Here is a 24006-nt window from a genome sequence, read left to right as displayed (position 1 = left end):
GGTAGGAGACAGGCATGTTGAAAAAATATGAATTAACTTATTGATTAATAATACTTAATTTACCTTGAGCACGTATCTTTTATTAAATTCCATCGCTTTGAGTTAGAGCTAAAAGAGGCAAAATGAGCAGGAAGAATAACAATCGCACCGATTTTAAAAGGTTGGCTGACTTAGACATAAGGTGTTTGCAAGTAGAAGTAGTGTATAGCCCAGCCTACGTTATCTTAATAAAACCAATTATTCGGGTTAGAGGCATAATCTCCGTACACACAATACCTCACTCTACTATCTTTTTTGGATTGATAAAGTGCTAAATCTGCCTTTCTAAATAATTCGTCTATTGACTGAGCGTGATCCGGAAACATCGCAACACCTATACTTAAGCTTAACAAAAGGGGATTATCCTGAATTAAGAATGTATTTTTTATTTTTGAACATACCTGTTCTATATATTGGATACCCACTGATAATTCAGCGTTAAATATAAGAACTGCAAATTCATCTCCTCCAATTCTCGCTGCTATATCATACGGTCGACATTTTTTTTTCAATTTTCCAGCTACATGTTTTAATGCTGCATCGCCAGCTAAATGGCCGTAGGTATCATTAATATGTTTGAAACTATCCATATCCGCTAAAATGAGTATTAATTTTTTTTGATCTCTTCGCGCGATTTGCATGTAATTTTCGAAAGCTTCTAATAATTTATGCCTATTCGCTAATCCAGTTAACTGATCGAAATTAGCCATTTTTGCAATTCTTCTTTGAGCTTTTAGTCGTTCAGTGATATCTCTAGAAGAAGCATAGATATAATGCTGTCCATCAAGAACAATTCCTTTTGCATTAATTTCAACATCAAAAACAGAACCATTTTGCCGTTTATGTTTGGTTTCAAATACTTCAACAGAATGTAATAAATGCTTAAGAATATTGTGCATTTTTTCTTTAGGAATTTTTGCGTCCCAGTCCAGCACGTTCAACTTTAGTACCTCCTCTTTCGTATATCCTAAAGATTTAGCAAATGATTCGCTACATTCTATAACAAAGCCATTCTTATCAAGAATATGGATACCATCTCCAGCTAATTCCAAAATGGTTCTGACCTGTTTTTCCTTATTTTCCAAAGTTAATTCTATGAGTTTTCTAGCAGTAATGTCAGTGCATACGGAATAGTATTCAAAAGGCTTCCCAGTCTTATCCAGTTTGGGAATGATACTGATATCAATCCAATATAAGTGGCCGTCTTTCGCTTTATTACAAAAAATACCTTTCCAAATACTTCCCATGGTTATAGTTTGATACATATTTTTATAAAATATTCTATCGTGATAATCAGACATAAGAATTCTATGATTGGCCCCAAGAAGTTCATCTTTCGAATAACCAGATAGCTCACAAAATTTGTTGTTCACATATGTTATAGTGCCATCGGCATTTGTTATGGCCACACTGCAATGGGTATCCAATATTCTTTTATGCAAAGATAATTTACTAATTAATTTTTTTAATTTCTCATTTCTTGATTCAATAATTTTTTCTAATTGCATTTTGTGAGTTAATAGCTCAGCTTCGATTTGTTTTCTTTGACTGATATCATTAACAAATGCCAAGGCGTAATCATTCCCATCATGCGTATACAAATGAGCATGAATTTCAACTGGAAATATTTCTCCAGATTTTTTTTTATGTTTGGTCTCAAAATGAAGTCGTCTTTTTTTGAGGAATTCCTCCCAAAAGCCAGGCCAACTTTCTTTTGGAAAAAGAGGGTCCCACTCCCAAACATACATACCAATTAATTCCTTATTGGTATAACCAAGTTTTTGACATGCAGAGTGATTGACATAGACAATGCTAGAATCATCCCTCATTAAAAAGACTTCATCAGCGCCAACTTCTGTTGAAAATCTAAAAAAATCATCTTTAAAGGGTGTTTCTATCACCTCTTTTTCTTTAAAAAAAGGAAGATTGTTGGGATTGAATTCTTTACCATATGGGTGTGTATCATTCGCTAAATCTATCAATTTTTGAATGAAATCGGCTTTATTGTTTAAGCATAATCCATACAAATCACTAAATAAATTAAGTTCTAATTTACGGAGTTGCATTTGCCAATTTAAGAGCAGTCTCTGCTCTACATGCTGTTCAAGAACTATAAAGTTGCCCATATTTCTAGGATCATTAAGTATAGATGCATAAACGTCCCTCACATCTATCTCACTTCCCTCTAATAACTGCATAAAGGAATGCCCAGAATAAATCAAGAGGCTAGTAATATCCTGTTTTAAATTACGAGCTCTTGACTGGTTCAATAGCATTCTGAGTTCTTGACTGGTAAACACTTTAGTTGCTGAGCTAATATAAATTAGTTGCAACATAAGATAGCCTTTATTTTGTTCGTTCTATTCTAATTTTAGTCAATTTTGAGAAAGACGTGGTTTGACCGTATTATTTGTTTGAGGAGATTGATCTTGCATAAGCAAAGAAACAAAGTTAATTTTAATAATTAACCGCCGCGATGTGACGGTTAACTTGATGACTCATTACTTACAAAATGGTCGTACCTAATTATCATAGCAATATGAAGTAAGTCATCTCTTGATAAATTAATAATTGAAATTAGCTAAAGCCATAATTACAGAAGTATCTATAGATGTTGCTCCAATAATAAGTGGACGTCGGGTACCAAAGAAAGTATTTTCATGCCCTTGGATAGTTCTTTTTTCTTCATTTTTATCCTTCATGTTTTTTTCTTGCGCATCTGGGTTAGGCATTCCAATGTGAATCATCTTGGGTCTGAAAAAACTATTTTTAATACTTTTTTCTTGGTTGGCATTCGCACTTTTAAGTTCTTTTTTTTCAGCAACTTGTTTCTGTATCTCTTCCGGAGAAATATAAAAAGTTGGCTCCGTAAGAATTACTTCGCCACTGAGAGTCTGGGGTTTTCCAGTAAACGCAGCAGCTTCAAGTTCGGAATATCCCTCTTTCTCCACTAGTTGTTTCATTTGAGTATCTAGCGTTTTTTTAGATGGAGTAGCACTCGGACCAACTTTAAGGTGTTGTTCACTAATTTTCCCTTCACTTTGGTTGTCATTCCAAGAAACTGTTTTCTTTTTTTTTCTTGCTGGAAGGGCAATAGTATTTTCTTGTTGACTAAGCACTTCTTCTTCAGTAATCATAAAAACCTCATTTTCAGATCAAAAGTGACGTGATTCTATCAATAAATAATTAAGAGAATATGAACACAAATAATGGATGGGATAGTTACGCATTTAATCGGGAGTTTTCAGCAGGGTGTCAGTAAACGAGTTATCATATAATCTTTACTATCTAATCTTCCTGAAAGCAAATCCAAAATATTATTAGATCAAATGAACATTAATTGAACTCAATTTAAAATCCAAATTGAGCCTTCAGTTCGTGATGCATTTCTTTTTTTGCCAATAACACTTGAGTGTACTCTAGGGTATCTTTTAGAGCTTTATCAAAAGCTTCTTCATTTCCATGGAACAATAAAGTTGTCGCATTGATTTGCTCAAACCCATCAATAAAGCTAAATTCTTTTTTGATTTGGGGTATTTCCAATACACTTAAAAACTCATTGAAACAATGACCACCACTGTTAAATAATAAACTCGACATAAAACATTTTAAAAAAGTAGAAAATTTTTCTTGCGAATTAAAGGGTAATTGTCCCTCGTCCTCCTGTAATTTTTTCATGACACGTAATTGACATAATGTAGTGCCTGATATGGAGCAGGAAAAAGGATGAACTAATTTTGAAAAATTCTGTTTAGACCACGCTGATTCTGGATTAAACGTATTTTGATCGGAGGGCTTTAGGAACGTGAAACCACTCTCTGCATAGGCGATATCATTTCGAGGTACTGGCATGTAGGTTTTCATCAGCCCAAAATGATTGGAGTAGTAAGGTGACTTTTCAGTAGGTAAGCCTGGTTTTTCTTTAACGATCCTTCCTCTATTTGCTTCCGAGAAAAATCCAGTACCATAAAGATTAAGAGGGACTTGTGGATTCTTAGCATGTAATACACCTAACCAAGAGGTTTTTAGTATTAATAGTACTTTTTCTTTTTGCTCTGGTAATAATCTTTGGTAATTTTCGTGGTCTTGCACTTTTTGTAGTGCATCCATATATTCCGTAGCAAAACTATCCTCTTTTGAAGAAATTTTACCTTCTATAAAATGATTATATTTATTTTTAATTACTTCAGGCAAGGTGTTGTAGAGTGCTTGATAATATTTTGCAAGATCTTCTATGTTTATTTTACCCAAGGAATTTAATAACGTTTCAAATGCCAAATGGGTCTCAAAATAGCGCCGGGAAGGATCTTCATCGATCTCTTTCTCACTGTAAGAAATTTCGTATTCTTTTGTTAAGCCACTTTCGTCAAATAATTGTTGAATGTAATTGAGCTCTGTTGGTGAAACTATGCCTTGGATATAAAATTGTTTCAAATTATTGCAGGTGAGTGGAGTATCTTTGTACTTATTCATTAAAAGTAATAGTGCTTGGCCAAAAGAAATTGTTACCATAGTATAAATCGCTATGAAAAAAATAATATTACTAGTAGTATAAATAATGATCATTAAGAGAGCGTTAAGAAGAATCCTCTGTATTGGAATGGACGAATTATGCGAGCACTGTTAAAAACGAGCAATAACACTTTTTTTGCCTCCCAGACGAATAGAAAGCTAGAGAATATACTCCTGAAAACTGCCCCTATTAATGAGGACATGGTGCGTTTAAATAGAGCGAATAAAGTGCTTGGTTCTTTTGGCGAAACGCTCGTCATCTTTCATGATGTGACTACGCCTATAGGCCAATTTATTCGTAACTTCCAAAAAGAATTACTCACCTATTTTTCCAAAGCTATTCCAAGTGAGGAGAAAAAGGAGTTCATTTGTGAATCCAATGAACCAATAAAACCCACTTCGTTTGCTGTAATTGATAATCCTCATACTACAATAACTGCAATGAGAGTTATTGATTCTTATGATAAAAGCAGCTGGGATAACTGCCTTGTTCGATCTTACTTATATGTAAAGTTAATCCAATATCAACCAGCGCCAGAAGAAATTGAGAAAATTAATCAGTGTAAAGCATTGCTTCTCAACAGCATGAATCTAGAGGAAATTTTTACTCATTTAACACCTGCTCTTTTGAGAAAAATATTAAAAATTGAGAGTGAAACTATAGATATTCACCGTTTTATCACCTACGATAGCCATGCCTCTTTAGTTACAGACTCTGTTGATCAATCTATTGTTAATCAAATACAAAATAATCCTCTCGTTAAGTTGGAAATTGAATCCATATTATTAAATGCGAATGGAAGCTTAGGGATTAAATGGAAAATAAACGAACAGATTCTTGATTTACGTAGAATTCTTAGTCAAATTGGGGGAATTGCTAAGCATGGAAGCAGTGTGATTACAACAACTATAGGATTTTTTCCTTATTGTTCTGAAGAGCATCGCGATGAAATAGAACAAGCGCTCCAAAATATTCTTTTGAAGATGGAGCGTTCAGATAATTTCACAACTGAGTTTCTTTTTAATTTACTGGAAATGCAATTTGTTCAGTTTTCCCGAAATGATTTGCATCAAGATTTCATTAACAAAACGTTATTTCTGGATCATCAACATATTTCAAACCTTATTCAACAGCAAGAATTTCCTAGCTCTTTTGAGACTAGGCTTTGTACATAATAGGGGATATTGTAGCCATTCATGTCTGATGCACTGAATGCTCACCTTTTGTTTATTGCCGTATAGGCAGTTTTAATAGAAAATAGTCGAAGTCAAGTCTGTTTTTTTAATTTTGATTTGTTTAAAATAGCCAAGCAATTATTTCCTTTTCCCGCATTTTTTCCTGTGGATATTTATTACACCAAACACCCCTTCTTCAAACATCGAATTAGTAGGCGCCTTGTTCTATATGGGTTTTTTCATTTAGTCGATAAAATACCTTATCGTTAGTTATGCACATTTTCTGTGGATAAGTCTGTTTATATTCTGTCAAACCCCGTATAAAAATAGATGTTGCTTGTGTGAGTAATTATTGTCCAACATGTTCTTTAAAATGCGCTACAATTTTGCAAGTCCTGGGTATTGCTTTTTTTGATAAGGCAGATGAGTATTTTTCATGAGTCCTGTAAAAACAATTTGATATATCGGAAAATTCCGATATACTGATCTACATGAATCGATTAATTGTTTTAAAAGCGCTCTCTAATAAGAATCGCTTACAAATCCTTGAATGGCTAAAAGAGCCAAGCAAACACTTCACTTCATCGCATTGTGATGTAAGCACTGATGGTGTTTGCGTGGGTTTAATTGAGCAAAAAATAGGTTTATCACAATCCACAGTCTCCCAATATCTTTTGCAGCTTCAGCAGGCTGGACTGATTATAATGGAACGCCGAGGTCAATGGACTTACTATAAGCTCAATAAACCCTTTATTAGTGACTTCATGGATCAATTGAAAAACGCACTATAAAATTTTTTACAGCTATTAATCGAAAATTTGCGATATATAGATTTACTTAAAGGAGGCTGTTATGAATCTTGATTTACTTTTATCGCCATTCCAATTAAATAAAGAAATCCGATTAAAAAATCGCATTGTAATGGCTCCAATGACGCGTAATATGGCTAATGATGATCTTAGCCCAACCTCATTGATGAAAGATTATTATACACGAAGGGCCGACGCAGGATTAATTATCACCGAAGGGACCATTATTCGTGCTGACGCAAAAGGATATAGTAATGTTCCAGGTATTTTCACGCGCGAACACATCGAAGGTTGGCGCCATATAACAGATTCAGTCCATGCAAACTCAGGCCATATTTTTTCACAAATTTGGCATCTGGGTAGAGTGTCGCACCCTCATTTTTTAAATGGTCAATTACCTATTTCCGCCTCAGAAACACTAATGACAGGCAGAGTGACGCGAGCTGAGGGCTTAAACTATGGAGCGTCGCGTGCAGCTACATTAAATGAAATAAAAGACATTATTAATAGTTATGCAATTGCCGCCAAAAATGCAATCACAGCGTGTTTTGATGGCGTTGAGATTCACGGAGCCAATGGTTATCTCATCGATCAGTTTTTACATTACCACACAAATCATCGGAGAGATGCTTACGGGGAGACTCCTGAAAATATGGCGCGTTTTGCCTTAGAAGTAGTTAAAGCCTGTGGTGAGGCTATTGGTTATGAACGAGTAGGCATTCGACTTTCACCAGGAGCGTATCTTAATGAGATTATTGGCGATAACCGTGATGCTCTTGTATTCAAATATTTATTAGAACAACTTAATCTCGTTCCAATTGCCTACGTTCATACCGGCAATTTTAATGATAAAACGACCTTCGAAGAGTTGAATAGTCAAACTATGACAAGTTTTATACGTTCGCATTACAAAGGGACGCTAATTGCTTGTGGAAGCTACGATTTCAAAGAAGGGCAAGATCAAATTGAAAACAATGACTTTGATTTACTTGGAATTGGCAGGCCTTTTATCGCAAATCCAAACTTAATCCAACAATTACATAATAATGAAATGATTCGTCCTTATGAAGGGGCTATGTTACAGTCATTATATTAAAAGGTTTGTCTCCTACAATTTCGGAGAGATCTGGCAAATTTTGTACAGTTGATGTATTATTTTACACCTAAGATGAGTAACATTGGGGTGGATTTATATTCTATGATAATGAAAAAACTAAAAATTTTATTAGTAACTGCATTATTAGGGGGCAGCTACCAAGCCTGCGCTATGGAGTACACACTATTGCCTCCTGTCGGTGTCTGTGTGTTTGATATTGATGGGACTTTAACGGAACCAGGATCACTCGAAGCCACAAAAATTTGCGCACAATTAGGATATGGCGTTGGAATTAATACTGGTGAAAATAAAGACACTGCACAAGTGTCGATGAATGCTATTTATAATGGCGTTTCAGAGCGTGGCAAAAGCTTAGAGGCTTTACATCCTGACACTGGCGATCGCTATTATGATTTTGTGTATGCTGCTTATAATACTTACCACCAATCTACTGATTTAATTGATATTATTGGAGAGGGTGAAGAAACAATGGAACATCCTGGGGATGTCAACCGTGACACTTTATTTCAATACAGTGGTGGTTGCAAAGAAAACTTTAGTCATTCTTGCACTAGCTGGCCTTATAAGCATGAAGGGTTAGAATCAATTGCTGAATTCTATTACGAAGATTATGTACGCTCACCAGATAATTCTGGTACTAAAGGTGGTATGTCGGATGCGAAAAACGAATGTATTGTATTATTTGATGATCAAAAAAGTACTATTGAAAATTATGCAAATAACATTAGTGAAGGCAATAGTAGTATTAATTTAGCAAATACCACTGGCGATTTTAGCAAGCTATTTCGTGGCGTTTATATTCAACAACCAGGCTGGACTTTTGATAGTGCTGAAGAAGCTAAAGCAACCATTTGTAAATCAATAAAAGCGTTGCCAGCAAAATGTCAAGTTCCAACCGAAACTTATCAAAAAGTATGTGGTGGTTAACTTTAAATTCATAAAATGAAGTTGAAAAGCTGATTAATTAAGATCAGCTTTTTGAATTCACTAAGTAATAAATTCTGTCCTATATCAAAAAAATTTATTGCCAATCAATCATTGTAAGTAATGTGGGAGAAAGAATTTACCCCTGGTATTTAAACGTTAATTATTTCCTTAGCTTTTAAATAGCAGGGTATTGGAGTAACCTATTGAAGGACACAATTAGTCTGAATTGAAAAATTGTAAATATAGTCAGATATTACTTCATACGAGCTTTGAAGAAAACCGGGAATTTGGTGTGTGGGAATAGCTTCTAGAACATTTTGAAGTTCATTTTCTGCGATTTCAACTTGAGCTTGATTAAACTTATATAGTGCAAAAGCTGCGGCTAAATGCCAGACTACATGTATTGCTGGACCAATTTTATCTAGGTGCTTTCGTGTAATTAGTGTATCCATAATATTGACTCCTAAGGCCGCCGTTCCCCAAGCAAGCACCTCTGGTCTTTCCATGATTATTTTATATTGGCTAATTGCTTTTCCAAAAATGATAAAAACGCCGAGCAGATCAAGATCATGTAATCTTTGTAATGGAATAGCATGACTCAATGCAGAAAATGTAGCGGCAGCGAGAGTCGCATAATCTCCATAATAATAGGCTACAGCAAAAAGGCCTAGATTTGATATAGTGCAGAAGTATTCTGCAAAGTAATGTGAATATTGATAATAACTTTCACGTCTGCTTTTTTGAGAAGTAATTTCGGTCAGAAATTTTAGTGCTCCTTTTACATGCTCTTTCCCGGGCATTTTATCCACTGCATCCATGATACGCTGGATGCAATCTTCATTAATTTTCAATGTTTTTAGATTATTAACAATTTCTAAATGTAATTTAGTTTGCATAATACATTCCTTTTATTTGTATTTTTAAATCAATTTATATAGGATAACTTCTGAATGTAAAGAGTTCCATTTTCAAAAGCTGATTAATCAATGACTAAAACATGCTCTGCGTTAAATTCGTAAGCTACTGGAAGCTAATGTGTCAATAATTCGATTTATAATGTTATCCAGGAATTAAACCAAATAACAAAACTCTTTTTTTGTAGCTAATTATAAATTGGGTGCATATTTATTTATGTTGTCGTAATTTTTGCGGACGCAGCCGAATTATTCTCTTGGTCAATAATTGGCGTAATTTTTCTTGCAATCAGATATAGAAAAAAAGCACCCACCAGTGCCCAAATACCTAATTGATTAAATACATGCAAATAATCATGATTAGATATGATTGGGTCGATTGAATCGGTTTTATTCATGGCGTTGGAAAAGTAATGGGATAGTGATGCAGAAACGCCTGATGCCATCATCCAGGTGCCCATGAGCACACCTTGTAATTGTGGTGGAGAAATTCTGCCGATCATTGCATAGCCTACAGGCCCGATAAGTAATTCAGCGATACTTTGTGTGATAATATGGAAAATCACCCAATAGATGTTACTGTATCCATAACTATCGGCTGAAAGAATGCCGCTAGATAAGAGGAAGAAAGAGAGGGCAAGTATTATAAAGGCCCAGATAAATTGTGTGCTAACTGAAATCTTGTATCCTTTTTCCTGAAGGTTTGTCAATAACATTGATAAGAGTGGAGCACCAATAATAATAATGACGGCATTGATATTTAAAATCCATTGTGTCGCCATTTCATAATGAAAAATGTGTCGATCAACATTATTTTTGATGAATAAGGTGATCCCCATTGGTCCGGTAAAGTAAATCATCCAGAATAGAATGGATGTGACTGTCAAAATCAGAAACGTCATGATCTTTTGTTTATCTTGTAGTGTTTTTTGCTTAAAGCCTAGGTACAAAATAACAAAAAACATGATAGTGCTGAGGCCCACAACAACTCCGTTGCTTAATTGAGAGATATGAAAGCAAAGTAAATTAAAGGGAATTAGTGATAAAACCAGCATCCAGCCAGCTGCCTTTTTCAGACTCATAGTGGCTTGGTTGCTTTTAAGCAATGGAGTATTACTATCATTCAAGCTTGGCCAATAGCACCACATTAAAATAAGCGTAATTACGTTTGGAATAATGCTTGCGTAGAATAAATTTTGATATTGGTTCGAATAATCAAAAAATCCGCTGATGATATAACCAGCTGAGAATCCAACATTCATAGCAGCATAGCTTAAGAAAAACGCTTTGTCTCTTCGATGATCATCTGGTGCAAAACGTTGTGTCAGCATGCTGTTGTACGCTGTAGTATTTAAGCCACATCCAACTAAAAATAAACTCAGGCCAATATAAAGAACCGATTTCAGCAAAAGCGCTACGAATAAGATACCAATAGTTTGTATTGCTGTACTAATAAAAAACAACGCACGGTTGCTTAGAAAGCGTCCACCAATAACACCGCCGAGTAAATGTAATACATAATTAAAAGCTAGGAATAACCCAACGATACTATTGGATACTGTATTAGATAAACCTAACTGTTTAGTAAGAAACAATGACAATGACGAATAAAAGATAGCGTATGAAAAGGTTGAAAAAGCCTGTATTAAATACAGAGGGATAATTCCTTTGGGCATTTTTACAGATGATGACAACATATTTTTCCCTAAAACTAGTTTCGTGGGTGACTCTATCATTAAAAATGGCTAGCATTAAGTTTTTTTTACAATTATCCTCATTGCTTTTGTTTTAGAGTCGCATGTTGATAATTTATCTCCCCGACTATGTGCCGCGACTTGTTCCTGAGAGACCCCCACAAAAATTATTCAAATACTGCAGTCTCCAATTGAGCTGCGGTGTTTGTATCGAAAAGTAGTTGTAATAATTTTTCAAACAGCCTTCTGGCAAAATCAACCCAGAATCATAACAATTGTGATAATGCTCCTCTAACATAGTTTGTACATCATTTATCGAATAGTCACCAAGAATCGCTAAGCCCAACTTTCCGTATTCTTTAATAAATAAGTTTGATGTGATAGGATTTACTTAGTCAATAGGTGATTTTTTAAGAAAATGACCAAATCAGGTTAGTTATTTAAATAACCGATAGTACATTGATAAAAACTGAGTCAATCGAATAGTCACGCTCTTATTCTTCCTATTGTGAAGGACTGGTTAGGATAAGAAAGATGACTCTGTTTTTCTTATTTAGGGATAGCCATGATATTAAAAAATTTATTGATTGCCAGCGATTTCTCAAAACATGCCGATTGGGCTTTGCAGCGAGCCATTGATTTAGCAAAGTCAAACCAGGCAAAGATTCATTTCCTCCATGTCATAACATCGCCATTAAGTCGTATAGTGCCATCTTCAGATATGGAATTGCTGTCTGAAAAAAAAGAAATCGAAGAGCAGATTTTAAAAAAATTAAAAGATAATACCTATAAACCCTTTACCAACGCGGCAGTGGTATGGGGTAGAGCATCTGAGGAGATTGTCCGATATTCTGATGAAAATCATTGTGAACTAATTGTTGTTGGTGCCCATGGCCGTTATTATATTAATGAGTACGTTTTAGGTACCACTTCTAGCTCCGTTATTAGCCAAAGTCATGTTCCTGTGTTGCTGATAAAAAAAGAACCTGACTTTGCTTACAATCGGATAGTGATAGCAACAGATCTTACAGAAGCAAGCAAAGAGACGGTACAATTTACGTTTAACCGTTTTCCCAAGGCTATTTTTCAGTTGTTACATATCATTAATATTCATAACCAACAATTCTTCAATCCAACCGACATAAGTGAAGAATTTGTAGACCCCAAACAGCCTAAAACAAAAAGTATTTTTGAAAAACTGGATGATTTTCTAAATCAATGCCAGGTCGATAAAAGCAAGTTCGAAAAAAAAATTATGGGTGGCTACTATGCTGATTGTATTATTAGACAAACCCAAAAATGGAATGCTGATTTGTTGGCATTTGGGACACAGAGTAAATCGAGATTACATTACTTACTTATGGGGAGTGTTGCAAAACGAATTCTCCATCTTAGTACTGTGGATATGCTTGCTATACCTCCAAAAACTGATTTTAAACACGATCATTCATGATTTTCCATATCGTCTTAAGGCATATTCTCCCATACTTTTAGCGATTTCTCCCTCAGCAAAAAATACTTTGCCGGGAATTTCTTTCTGTAATAACGCAGCTTCTTCTTCATCATGTGTACGGACAACAATTTCTATTTCTGAATTAAGTTGATAAGCATATTGAATCATTTTTCTTAGGTGGACAGCATCTGATATAACAATCATAAGCATACTGGCGTGAACAATATGACTTTGAATCAGCACGGAAGGCTCGGATGCATCACCGTACACCGCAGGTAACCCGGTAGCCCGAAGACTTGCGATTAATTCTCTGTTTTCCTCAACTACAACATAAGGAATGTTTTTTTCAGAGAGCAAGTGAGCAACGTGTTTCCCAACACGTCCATAACCCACTAAAACCACTTGCCCTGCAAGATACTCATCTTTTGTGGATATCGGTAATTCAGCCAAAGAATCATGAGTGTGTTCAAAAAAATGAAGTAATCGAGGGTAAGACTTTATCCACGCATGTACAGGATTTATTAATTTAAATATAAGAGGGTTAATCGCTATGGATATCAGTGCACCAGCCAGAATAAAACTTTGACCTTTTTCAGGAAGCATTCCTAAGCGAATCCCTAGCTCAGCAAGGATGAATGAAAATTCACCAATTTGTGCCAGACTTGCTGATACGATTAATGCGGATTGTAATGGGTAGCGAAAAGCAAGAACTAGTATAAATGCTGCAATTGACTTGCCGATAACGATAATACCAACCACCATTAAAATTTGTAAGGGTTGTTCAACCAAAACAGTGGGATTAAACAACATACCGACTGAAACAAAAAACAATACAGCAAACGCATCTCTAAGTGGCAAGGATTCTTCAGCAGCACGATGGCTAAACGAAGACTCTCGCATGATCATACCAGCAAAAAATGCGCCTAATGCAAATGAAACGCCAAATAATTTAGACGCCACGTAGGCAATGCTAATTGCTGCAGTAATCACACATAAAGTAAATAATTCACGTGAGCCGGTTCGTGCAACAAGCCAAAGTAACTTAGGAAAATATCGTCGGCCGAGTAAGAGCATGAACGCAATGAATGTTGATACCTTAAGGAGTGTTAGACCAAAAACAAACCATAGAGGCTTGTTATGAACGCCAACGGAGGAGTTGTCACCCTGCCAATGTGTCAGTGGTGGGAGTAACACCAGCACAATAACCATAGCCAAGTCTTCGACTAGAAGCCAGCCCACAGCAATGTGGCCATTAATCGACTCAAGTGCGCCTCGTTCTTCAAGAGCCCTCAATAATACAACGGTACTGGCTACGGATAGAGAAAGTCCAAAAATTAGAGCACTGCCATAATTCCAACCCCATAGGATTGCAACACTACCTCCAAGTAAGGTTGCTGCAATGATTTGAACTAGCGCTCCAGGGATAGCAATTTTGCGAACTCGCATCAAATCGGACAATGAAAAATGTAATCCTACACCAAACATCAGCAGCATGACTCCAATTTCGGCAAGCTCCTGGGCAATGCTGATGTCTGCCATTAATCCAGGAGTAAATGGTCCAATAACAACACCAGCTAATAAATAACCAACTAGTGGAGAAATCTTAAGGCGTGCAGCCATTAAGCCTAAGATTAATGCTAAAGCAAATCCCATCGCGATGGTGGTAATCAGGGGGAGCGAATGATGCAATTTAAATAGTCCTTTTCTTAATTTTTTTCTATGCTCACTGCCTACTCAAGAAAATAGCCTAAAATGTAATTATTAAAGTTTACTCTAAAAATCAATTAAATAAAGTAATGAAGGTCAAATTTGGCTTATGAACTCATGGAGGAAAAAGGATGAAGCAATTTCATAATATTCTGTTTGTAAGTAACGGAATTGACGAAGAAACAAATGCCTTAGGACATGCTATAAGATTGGCAGCTGATAATAACGCAAATCTTGATATTTTGATAACATGTCCTCCCTTCCCTCGTAGTCTTGATGAATATAAAAGCTCGTATGAGACTTTTCTTATAGAAAAAATGCATCGGACCATTAACTCTGCGAAAAGCTCTTTATCTCCTAATAAGAAAAAACCATCAATACAAATAGAAATCGAGTATGGAAATACACCTGATATTCGTATCATTCAGCGCGTACTTCGTCACTCCTACGATCTTGTAGTGAAAGCAGCAGAAAAAAATGGGAATAAAAAAGGATTTAGAGCATTAGATATGGCTCTATTACGCCAGTGCCCTTGCGCTTTGTTTCTTCATCGTCCGATAAGCTCTGATGAAACCATTCATATCGCTGTTGCTATCGATCCCAAAGATGAAGAAGTTTCAGGCCATGATCTCGCTATTAACCTTTTAAGGTTATCCCATGCTCTTTCAATTCATTATAAGAGTCGATTAAGTGTTATTACTTGCTGGGAATTGGTTTTGGAAGATTATCTGCGCTGTAGCGTTCTTATTGATATTCCCCCACCAGAGCTGGATGAAATGGTTATGAAAGAGAGTCGCTCGCATTATAGTGCCTTAGGTGCACTGATTCATGAATCGGGCATAAAAGATCAACCAACCATATATCACCTGAAAGGGCGTCCTACAGAACTTATCCCTTCGTGCATCAAGGAGAATAAAATTGACATTTTAGTAATGGGGACAGTAGCACGAACAGGAATATCTGGTTTTATTATTGGTAATACAGCCGAAAATATTCTGCAAAAAATCGATTGTTCGCTTTGGGCACTTAAACCACAGGGTTTTGTATCACCTGTAAGGGCTTATTGATTGATGTTGTGGGGCAAGGTCTTGTTTTTTCCTAGCCTAGAAATTGTTAAAAAAGCAAGCATGCCATACTGTATTAAATATTTTTTGAGAGGAAAGATAATGCCACTAAAACATCCAGTAATTGCTACTGATTTTTCTAAATACGCCGAATATGCCTTACAAAGAGCTATATCTTTAGCTGAGCGACATCATATCTCTCTTCATTTTGTACACGTATTACCACAACCATCAGTAAGTTTTGGACCGTATTCAACCAGAGAACAACAAAACGATATTCGTTCATTAGAGAAAGATACGTTGGATAAGCTGTCTTCCCTTATTAAGAAATATTCTACCAATATTTCAGTTGATCTGTCAGTTCTTGCTGGAAGGGCAGCAGATGAAATCATTCAATATACAGAACAAAATCAAGGAAATTTAATCATTTTAGGAGCTCATGGACAGTATTATATTGATGAGCATGTGTTAGGAACCACATCGAGTGATATTTTAGGAGAAGGGAACACCCCTGTTTTGCTAATCAAAACGGAGCCCTCATTTTCCTATAGTAGAATACTTATTGCCACTGACTTTTCAAAACCCAGTAAAAAAGCCATTGAATTCACTTTTCAATGCTTTCCAGAAGCCAGATTTCAGCTGCTGCATGTTGTGGATATTTTTAATAGTCAGCAATTAAATGGTGATGCTGTTGGCACACTTAAATCAAAAATAGATCATGATGAATCAAAGAATATTATGGCTCAGCTAGACCATTTTTTAAAAGAGTGCCATGTTAAACAGGATCAATTTGAGAAAAAAATCATGGGTGGTTATTTGGCCGATACAATTAATCTGCAGTCAAAAAACTGGAAGGCAGATTTATTAGCTTTTGGGACACAAGGACATTCTAAACTACACTACTTGCTAATGGGAAGTGTGGCTAAACGATTATTACAGCTCAGCAATGTTGACATGTTGGCGGTGCCGCCGCCGGCATAAAGTAAAACATTTACTCAGACAATAATGCCCGGTATCGTTTGCCCAAATTATAAAATAAAAAGTAGCAACTTTTTAAATTTTATTTCAAGACAGTTGGAATTGAGTGCCTCATCATAACGCCAAAGCAACAAAGCGTTTCAAGCAATTAATGAAACTGTATTGCTGCTGATGAAAAGCACCTTTGATAAGTAGTTAATTTTATTTAGCGCATAATTATAAAAAAATCTTTATTCGTATTACCAAACGTGCTTTACAGTGAACCTTATGTGCCATTATGTTTTTTTATTGATTATTGTGTGTGCATTGATAGACATAATGGTGAAATTAGGCTTCTGATTTATGAAAGGACAAGACTATGAATCAACATTGTTTTTAATTTAAAATAGTTCTTATTAATTATTTATCTACAATGGTTTGCTTACGGCATCTGTAAATAATTTTACCAGTAATAAGATCTATGATTTCTCCGTTAGCTCCTGAAGACTCCAAATCACATTGTACGCTCAAATGTACCTTCAACGGATCAACTTTTATTCCAGTAATTTTTGATATTATATTATTCCCAATTTTAACTCGAGCTTCGTAGATATCTTTCATCGTAGATAAGAACATATTTATGACCTCCATTTAACGCATTGTTTAAATATCAAACATACTACTTTAATTATAGCTCATAATCTCATTAAATGTCTGGGCTATGAGGATGAATAAAAATTTAATACTTAATTAAATGAGTTTCGCTTTTGTTTCAAACCAATGAGGAAATCTCAACATGAACTTGTTATGGGTGGATTTGTCCTTATTAGTAATCCAATTGTGTTTACTTGGTTGTATTGAGCAACCAATTGTGCGAATACTTTTCTGCCTTCTTCATTATTTGTCCTACTGGTAGGATGGATACACCTAAGGAGGGGTGATAATGGCAGTATTTTATAGAAAATAAGGTACAAATTTTATGCTAATTGACATCGATCAAAAGGCAGTGGAATTAGCAAGAGTAGGCTGGGCGTTAAGCCCAGTATGGGTAGAGTTAATTCTTAATCACATTAATTTATATTTTATACGATTGATTAAATGGCTGAGGATTAAAATCAATTAATTCTTTCTTCTGTTCTTTATCTAGATTGCGAATTTGTAAAGTGAGATATTGATTAAGCTTTTTTATGCTGGGATTATCATAAAAACCCATACTTCTTACGTGCGAAGTAATGTTAGAGCTAGGATATCCTTTGTTAAATAATACTTCCATAAATGCGTTGCGATTATCAATATAAATATCACCATCCCAGCAACCAGTGTGGCCTTCAGTGAATAACCCGTATTTGTCGAGAAAGGTAATCAAATCTTGATTTATCTTAAAAACTGATTCTGTAGATAAACCCATGTATCTCAAAGCTGCATAGTCGTAAGAGCGTATAGTCGCACTTTTTATAAATTTATGCTCATTTTTACCTTGGGTATACAACTCTTTATGTACTTTCTCTACGTGTTTCTGCCATTCTTTTTGATACTTTGCCGTTTGTTCCTCTCCAAGCTTTTCTATATCCGGTGTAACACCTGTTACTTCACCTAGTTTATTCAGGTTGCTGAAGGGGTAGCGGGTACTACTCTCAGTATGGAGAGAATATTTCTTAAATGCGCCCCTGTTATTGCAGTTAAAGAATTTAAGCTTGGTCAGCTTGTGGGATAAGTTTTTACTCATGAATGATTTCATAACATGTTGCCTTGTGTTTATTTATCGGACTGTTTGTATCAAGGCCATGTTAATTGTTTATGTTATAATGAACAACATAGATAAAGGTGAACAGATTGTTTACTGATGGGAAACAATAAATGGAAAAGCACTATTATCAACTTATTATTTTTTATTATGTTTCTCTCTTTAAGAGTTTCACTAAGGCTGCTCATCACCTGAATTATTCAAAGGGTTATGTGAGCAAGCAGGTGCATGAATTAGAATCAAAAATTGGCGTTATATTGTTACATCGTAATACTAGAGTCATACAGCTTACACAAGCTGGAGAGGCAATATTTGAACATGCGGCGTTGATTGTTAGAGAATACCTAAATACTGAAAATACTATTGCAAGTTTGCAAAATAAAGCAGAAGGGTTGTTACGCTTAACCGCTCCTCCTACCTATGCCAACTGCATTTTAGCATCTAATCTGCCCCATTTTTTTAAGGATTATCCTCAAATCAGAGTGGAAATAAACCTCACTGGACAATTAGTCAATTTAGTTGATCAAAAAATAGATGTGGCTATCCGCTTGACTCATGAGCCTCCACTAGATAGGGTGGCAAAAAAAATCGGTGTATATCAAGAGATTATTTGTGCATCCCCACAATATTTAAAGAAAAAAGGGGTGCCTTCGCATCCGAAGGAATTATTAAATCATAATTGTTTAATCTATTCGTATAATCAAAGACAGAGTCATTGGCCTTTTTTAATTGATTCAGCAATGATACCAGTTGTTATCAACCCTAAATTGGAAGTGAATAGTAGTTCAATATTATTGGAGTCAGCATTAAGTGGGTTAGGTATTGCGAGATTGCCAAATTACATGGTCAATCAGGCCATCAAGCGTCATCAATTAGAAGAAATTTTATCTAATTTTTATCCTCCTCCAACCCCTATTTACGCTATATATATTCAAAGTCGTATTATTCCTAAAAAAATACGTGTTTTCTTGAAATTCTTACAAGAAATTCATGAGAAAATGCTTTAAGAAAACCATAATATCGTTGATGTATTTGATAAATCTGGTGGCAAGCAACCAAGATGCGCGCTGTAACTAAAACCAAGTTATTTTTCCAACCATTTGAAAGGACAGTCTCCTTGAGCTATTTATAAAAAAATTGGCTATAATTATAAGAGATTCTGCAATGATTTGTATGGAATTATCAATATTTATCTACTAAAGATCAAACCGTTGCTTGCTATTTCAGAAATGGATATTAATGAAGTGAAGCAATGGCAAATTAATGGAATGGAAAGGCGTCCTAATAGCATGAAATATTTCAAATAGGGAGATTATCATGAATATTGATTTAGGAAACGCAGATGCTGCAGTTGGAATTTCTTTTAGTGTAATCACTGATTTTCTTCGTGAGTTAACTCGGCTTGGCCGATTACCGGATCATCTGGAGTTTGACCGGGACATTGGAGGACAACTATCTCATATTACTGTTCTTCTCGATCCGTTAGAGTTTGCAATGATAACTCAGGGACCTGATTCTCCCCGAAGTGTATTACGTATTTTGGGAACGATCGAAATACGACCTGCCTCTGATCCAAATGCACCTCCATTGACGGTCCCTCTTGATGCTGCAGCAAAATTAACAGTCATCTTGGTAGATTCTGATCCAGTTGCGGAGATCGGCTTTCGCTATGATGGAGTTGACGGAACTCCTTCACCTGCTGAAATTGCAAGTGATATCGACAATTTCATGAATAGTTCTGAAGTGCAGGATATACTGGCAAATACACGGCTGCCGATCGCCAATAGTCTGGTGGAAGGTCTGAATAACACAAGATTCATCGTTCCCGATACTAAGCCCGAAGCTTCTGAATGGGATGTTGAGATTACCTTAACACCGGCTGGTTCTGACAGTGTCGATGCCTTCGTAGTATCAGCCAGCCCGCCAACAACGTCTGCAGCATTAACAATAACAGAAAGTTTTGTCGCACCACGAACCGGACTTGCTATAGCATATAACAGGAATTTTTTGGACATGGTGTTGGGGAGAGGCGCCACTGCCAAAATAGGTCAGGAAGTTGACAGTGCCAAGATAACATCCTTGTCAATGTCGATGGCTGATAATGGAATTCAAATAACAGGACATGTAATTCGAGCAATTGATACACCTGTTATAGATGTGGCTCCCGATGTTGATATAGACTTTAATGGTGTGGCTATTCCGGTGCTGATCCGTGGTACAACAGGCATGACTATGGATACATCCGGAATTGATGTAGATGTTGATGACAGCGATGAGATATTCTATGGAGCGCTGAGATGGGTAATAACCGTTGGAGCATCGGCACTTCTCTTCACTGGAGTAGGAAGCCTAACTGCTCTAGGTATTCTTTTGTGGCTAACACTGGTGCAGAAAGTTTGGAACAGCGGCGTGGAACTTGACAATGCCCCTAATGTTCTTCGAGACAGCCTGGGTTCCGGCCTAGGTGCTCAACTAAGCTTACTTGCTGATTCTCTTGATGATTCAACTCCTGCCGGTGAACTATCTGTTGATGGTACTCCTGATTCAGCTTTAGTAGTGAATGGCAATATGGTCTTGTTTGCTCAGGTTATTATTACTTCGATGATGGCGAGGATGCGCTCAGCAGAATACTCTCACAAATTACGACGTTTCGTAATTTTTGAACTTGAGGACAGGAGAAAATTTCGTGCACAAGAATTGGCCAGATTGATGCAGAATGGCAAAATTTATGTATCTAGTTTTCACCAAGTCAATGGGAAATATGTGAGATCGAATCATGATGATTCATCGGCTAATAATTTGCTGAAGGTATTTAAGTCCAATGAGACTAGGGAAGTTGTGGTGAGAAATCAATGACGTATTTGTTCTCATTCTTCTGAGTCAAATAATGTTTCATTACTAGAATCTTGGTTTGCTTGCATCCTACATTACGATACCTGGTTGCTGCGGTTCTAACCTAACTAATACATCATTAAGTTTAGAAATAACAGTATCAACGTCAGGACGTATAGTCGGATCATTATTTGTCATTTTCTTTAAAATTTCCTTTATCTCGTTACGTAGGTCAGTTTCTTCTGATGGAGAAATGATGAGAGAGTCTTGGATGTACTCAAATAAATCATGTCCCATCTTGTCTGGATCGTAACATCCATTCTGTTGTAGTTGTTCAAGCGCGAATTGAACAACCTCATTACCATTCTGTGCATTTAACTCATTTGGAAAGTAAGCGTTAGGATTTAAAGTAGGATTCAAACACGCTATCAACAATACACCAAGTTGAAAAATGTCTCTTGCTTGAGTCACTGGTATTGTATTTGATGATGTAATTTGAGAGAGCTCTGGTGGTAAAAAGCCTGGGCTACCATAAGCAGTATCATTTGCACCAAGTTTTAAAGCACTATCTACATCTAAAAAATTAATTGTAGATCCCAACACAGATAGATAAGCTCGTATGTTCTCTAGTTTGATATCTCTGTGAACAAAATTTTTATCGGAAATTTGTATTTTATATGCTTCCAATATAGGGAGCAGGACACGTTTAACCATTGTTGCAGTGTCAGGAGCAGCATTATCAATAAAATCGTCAATTTCTACATCAAGATCTCGACCTTTTAACTTATTCATGATCGCATAACTTTTTGAAAATAAGCCGAGTTGAGCGTGAGATTTTTTAACCTCAATAGGGGATTGCATACCTATATGACTAAAGTTTCTAGTTTGTTGATAATCTGCAACTGCTTCTGAATGGCTATATGGAGTTGTACCCGCATCTTGTCTTTTCTTTTGGGCGTACTTGGTGTTTTTTACTCTAATAGCCTTGTCTCCACTTGGTGTATATGAAACATTACCACTTGCTATGTCAACGTCAATATAACCCATAGCTCCTCTGGCCTTACTGAAAGCCCCTTTTCCTAGAAAGTCTTTACTTATAACATAGTACCGTTTAATGTTAGAATTGTTATTTTCTTGATCAAGAATCAAATTATGAGTTATTTCTAGTTCGAGAGAAGGTGTTACCTTATGTTCTCCTTTCTTTTCTAGAAAAGCTAAATCATTCTTAATCAAGTAAGCACCTAATGCTTGTGCTTCCTGAGGGGAGTTATTAATCAAAGTGGGGTCAATTTTTAATTTCATGGCAGACTAAAAATTAATGCAACATGTTTAAATTATAGGCCATAATTTAATTATATTTTCTAATGGGACTAGGATAGGGAGGGAGATTAGATGATTTTAATCTAATCTATTTAAGAGAGATAAAAAAGCGTTTGACTTATTGATTATACTCGGATTCTCATGGTAGCCAGAGGCAGAGTCGAGCTGCCGACAGGAGGATTTTTAGTCCTCTAGTTGAAAAATAGGCAATTGATTTTATTATAATTCATATCTCATAGAGTCACTATAAATGTCCTACGATGTATAATAGTGTCGTACTCAAATACGCAAATTCCCCCCAGTAATTTATCGGAGGAATCCACTAAAAATGTCATTTCGAACAGTACAGTCGAAGCAGGCAAATTCATAAATTGATTTGAAAATTGAAGCATAAATTAATAATACTACTTCTGCAGGACTTAGCCCTTAGGGCACAGAGCTTCTCTGGAAGCTCTTATTTAGTAGTTATTTTAAAAATAAACCTGTTGGCAAAGCATATAGTTGCACATTATTTTGTGAGAAAGGTAATACCTCTTTGCCAGAATAAAAGACAATGCCATATTGAAATTTTGCGGGATTAAATTCTGCCAGCTTGATTAGTCCTTTAAAATCTTGTTGCTTTATAGTAGCAGAGGCCTTAACTTCAATTCCGATGATTTGATGATTATCTCGCTCTAAGACTATATCCACTTCATTCTTGTACTTATCTCGAAAATGAAAAAGACCTACCTGTTCATTTGACCAACCATTTTGTTTTAATAATTCCATGAAAATCAAATTTTCTAAAAGTCCGCCAAAATAAGAACTATTTATTAATTGATCTTTGTTTTTAATACCGAGAAGGCTACATGCCAGACCAGTATCAATCATTTGAAGTTTAGGCATGCTAATCGCTTGCCGCTTAGCCTTGTTTTTTAAGTAAGCGGGAACGATTTTAATGATGAACATTAATTCAAGAATCTCTATGTATGCTTTTATCAGTTTGTCTTCTTGGCCAAGATCATTCGAGATATTTGAGTATTTAATAAGATTTCCAGCAAGACCTGCCAGATAGGGTACTAATGATTTTAATTTGGAGCGATAGTCACCTCGAGCAGCATATAATGTTTCAAAATCTTTAAATAAGCGACCTTCAAGATAAGAATCATACCAAATCCGTTTACCTCTCGAACTTTTATCTTGGACTTCAGGATAACCCCCTTGAAGGATCAAATCTGCCAATTGCTGACGGCTAAGATTTTCTATCAGATTAATATTAAAATTTTGGTTACATAATAAATCGATGATGTTGTTTTGGGTATTAAATTTTTCCGATAAGGATAGGGGGTAAAGTTCAAGGCTGGCCATGTGGCCTGGCAAAGCTTCCTGAGTTTTTCCAGATCTGAAAATATCAGCAGAGCCAGTTAAAAGAAATTTACCTTTCTCATCTATAGGAAGATTATCTGATGCTTGTTTAATTGCGGGAATTAATTCTGGGATATATTGAAATTCGTCTAATATCAACTTTTTGCTTTTAAAAGAGTCTATAAAGCCAATTGGATCGTTTTGAGCAGATTGAAGTATATTTTGATTATCAAATGAAACATATTCAAGTCCGTAGTCAGGTGAAATAGATTTTGTCAATGTGGTCTTGCCTGCTTGCCGTGGTCCAGTAAGGTAAACGATGCGAAACTCTTTTAACAATTCAATAACAACAGCAGTTAATTTTCTTTCAAACATTTTTATCGCCTGATAATTTGAG

The 24006-nt window shown here is 35.8% G+C and carries 19 protein-coding genes; 9 read left to right on the top strand and 10 right to left on the bottom strand.

Translation table 11 applies throughout. The annotated features are described in order from the left end of the window. Positions 1–224 precede the first annotated feature (224 nt). The 3 genes from DYH34_RS10690 to DYH34_RS10680 all read right to left on the bottom strand — a co-directional run bounded on the left by DYH34_RS10690 (position 225) and on the right by DYH34_RS10680 (position 4551). Entirely contained in the window at positions 225–2375 is a 2151-nt protein-coding gene (locus tag DYH34_RS10690; protein WP_058465269.1) for a PAS domain S-box protein, read from the bottom strand. A gap of 228 nt (positions 2376–2603) precedes the next feature. Next, positions 2604–3176, bottom strand: a complete 573-nt coding sequence (locus DYH34_RS10685) for a hypothetical protein (protein ID WP_058465268.1) — start codon at positions 3174–3176, stop codon at positions 2604–2606. A gap of 214 nt (positions 3177–3390) precedes the next feature. Then, complete coding sequence (locus tag DYH34_RS10680) at positions 3391–4551, bottom strand: hypothetical protein (RefSeq protein ID WP_131775165.1); 1161 nt, start codon at positions 4549–4551, stop codon at positions 3391–3393. Between the two features lie 99 nt (positions 4552–4650). Between DYH34_RS10680 and DYH34_RS10675 the strand changes: the two genes are divergently transcribed. From DYH34_RS10675 to DYH34_RS10660, 4 genes are all read left to right on the top strand, one after another. Continuing rightward, a complete protein-coding gene (locus DYH34_RS10675; RefSeq protein WP_058465266.1) occupies positions 4651–5727 on the top strand; it encodes a hypothetical protein in 1077 nt (358 codons plus the stop codon). Between the two features lie 491 nt (positions 5728–6218). After that, on the top strand, positions 6219–6518 hold the full coding sequence (locus DYH34_RS10670) for an ArsR/SmtB family transcription factor (protein WP_058465265.1): 300 nt from the start codon (positions 6219–6221) through the stop codon (positions 6516–6518). 61 nt (positions 6519–6579) lie between these two features. Beyond that, positions 6580–7632 carry an alkene reductase gene (locus DYH34_RS10665; RefSeq protein ID WP_058465264.1) on the top strand — a complete coding sequence of 351 codons (1053 nt, stop codon included), beginning with the start codon at positions 6580–6582 and terminating at the stop codon, positions 7630–7632. 102 nt (positions 7633–7734) lie between these two features. Next, the gene (locus tag DYH34_RS10660) at positions 7735–8580 is read left to right on the top strand and encodes a hypothetical protein (RefSeq protein WP_115342603.1); all 846 of its coding nucleotides are present in this window, start codon (positions 7735–7737) and stop codon (positions 8578–8580) included. A 200-nt stretch (positions 8581–8780) separates the two neighbouring features. On the opposite strand, the gene DYH34_RS10655 is transcribed toward DYH34_RS10660, so the two are convergent. Then, positions 8781–9476, bottom strand: coding sequence for a hypothetical protein (locus tag DYH34_RS10655; RefSeq protein WP_058465262.1), 696 nt, complete (start codon positions 9474–9476; stop codon positions 8781–8783). A gap of 233 nt (positions 9477–9709) precedes the next feature. After that, positions 9710–11191: a peptide MFS transporter gene (locus DYH34_RS10650; protein ID WP_058465261.1), complete on the bottom strand. Its 1482-nt coding sequence runs from the start codon at positions 11189–11191 to the stop codon at positions 9710–9712. Between the two features lie 562 nt (positions 11192–11753). Here DYH34_RS10650 and DYH34_RS10645 point away from each other — a divergent pair. Beyond that, positions 11754–12641 carry a universal stress protein gene (locus DYH34_RS10645; RefSeq protein ID WP_058465260.1) on the top strand — a complete coding sequence of 296 codons (888 nt, stop codon included), beginning with the start codon at positions 11754–11756 and terminating at the stop codon, positions 12639–12641. Here DYH34_RS10645 and DYH34_RS10640 read toward each other — a convergent pair. Continuing rightward, entirely contained in the window at positions 12636–14330 is a 1695-nt protein-coding gene (locus DYH34_RS10640) for a cation:proton antiporter domain-containing protein (RefSeq protein WP_058465259.1), read from the bottom strand. The genes DYH34_RS10645 and DYH34_RS10640 overlap by 6 nt on opposite strands. Positions 14331–14479: 149 nt before the next feature. On the opposite strand from DYH34_RS10640, the gene DYH34_RS10635 reads away from it, so the two are divergent. Both DYH34_RS10635 and DYH34_RS10630 read left to right on the top strand, forming a co-directional pair. Beyond that, complete coding sequence (locus DYH34_RS10635) at positions 14480–15415, top strand: universal stress protein (RefSeq protein ID WP_058465258.1); 936 nt, start codon at positions 14480–14482, stop codon at positions 15413–15415. Positions 15416–15514: 99 nt separating this feature from the next. Then, the gene (locus DYH34_RS10630; protein ID WP_058465257.1) at positions 15515–16393 is read left to right on the top strand and encodes a universal stress protein; all 879 of its coding nucleotides are present in this window, start codon (positions 15515–15517) and stop codon (positions 16391–16393) included. A gap of 396 nt (positions 16394–16789) precedes the next feature. Here DYH34_RS10630 and DYH34_RS10625 read toward each other — a convergent pair whose 3' ends face one another. Both DYH34_RS10625 and DYH34_RS10620 read right to left on the bottom strand, forming a co-directional pair. Further along, complete coding sequence (locus DYH34_RS10625; protein ID WP_058465256.1) at positions 16790–17005, bottom strand: hypothetical protein; 216 nt, start codon at positions 17003–17005, stop codon at positions 16790–16792. Between the two features lie 439 nt (positions 17006–17444). After that, positions 17445–18095 (bottom strand): hypothetical protein, encoded by a 651-nt coding sequence (locus DYH34_RS10620; protein WP_058465255.1) that lies wholly within the window; start codon positions 18093–18095, stop codon positions 17445–17447. A 131-nt stretch (positions 18096–18226) separates the two neighbouring features. On the opposite strand from DYH34_RS10620, the gene DYH34_RS10615 reads away from it, so the two are divergent. Both DYH34_RS10615 and DYH34_RS10610 read left to right on the top strand, forming a co-directional pair. Beyond that, complete coding sequence (locus tag DYH34_RS10615; RefSeq protein WP_058465254.1) at positions 18227–19120, top strand: LysR family transcriptional regulator; 894 nt, start codon at positions 18227–18229, stop codon at positions 19118–19120. Positions 19121–19430: 310 nt separating this feature from the next. Then, positions 19431–20969: a hypothetical protein gene (locus tag DYH34_RS10610; RefSeq protein WP_058465253.1), complete on the top strand. Its 1539-nt coding sequence runs from the start codon at positions 19431–19433 to the stop codon at positions 20967–20969. Between the two features lie 66 nt (positions 20970–21035). Here DYH34_RS10610 and DYH34_RS10605 read toward each other — a convergent pair whose 3' ends face one another. Beyond that, positions 21036–22247, bottom strand: a complete 1212-nt coding sequence (locus DYH34_RS10605; protein ID WP_058465252.1) for a protein kinase domain-containing protein — start codon at positions 22245–22247, stop codon at positions 21036–21038. A gap of 483 nt (positions 22248–22730) precedes the next feature. Then, positions 22731–23984 (bottom strand): ATP-binding protein, encoded by a 1254-nt coding sequence (locus tag DYH34_RS10600; protein ID WP_058465251.1) that lies wholly within the window; start codon positions 23982–23984, stop codon positions 22731–22733. Positions 23985–24006: the final 22 nt, after the last annotated feature.

The sequence above is a fragment of the Legionella cincinnatiensis genome (genome assembly GCF_900452415.1).
Classification (GTDB): Bacteria; Pseudomonadota; Gammaproteobacteria; order Legionellales; family Legionellaceae; genus Legionella; species Legionella cincinnatiensis.
The sequence above is the reverse complement of the archived record's forward strand: the minus strand, read 5'-3'. Positions and strand labels throughout refer to the sequence as shown.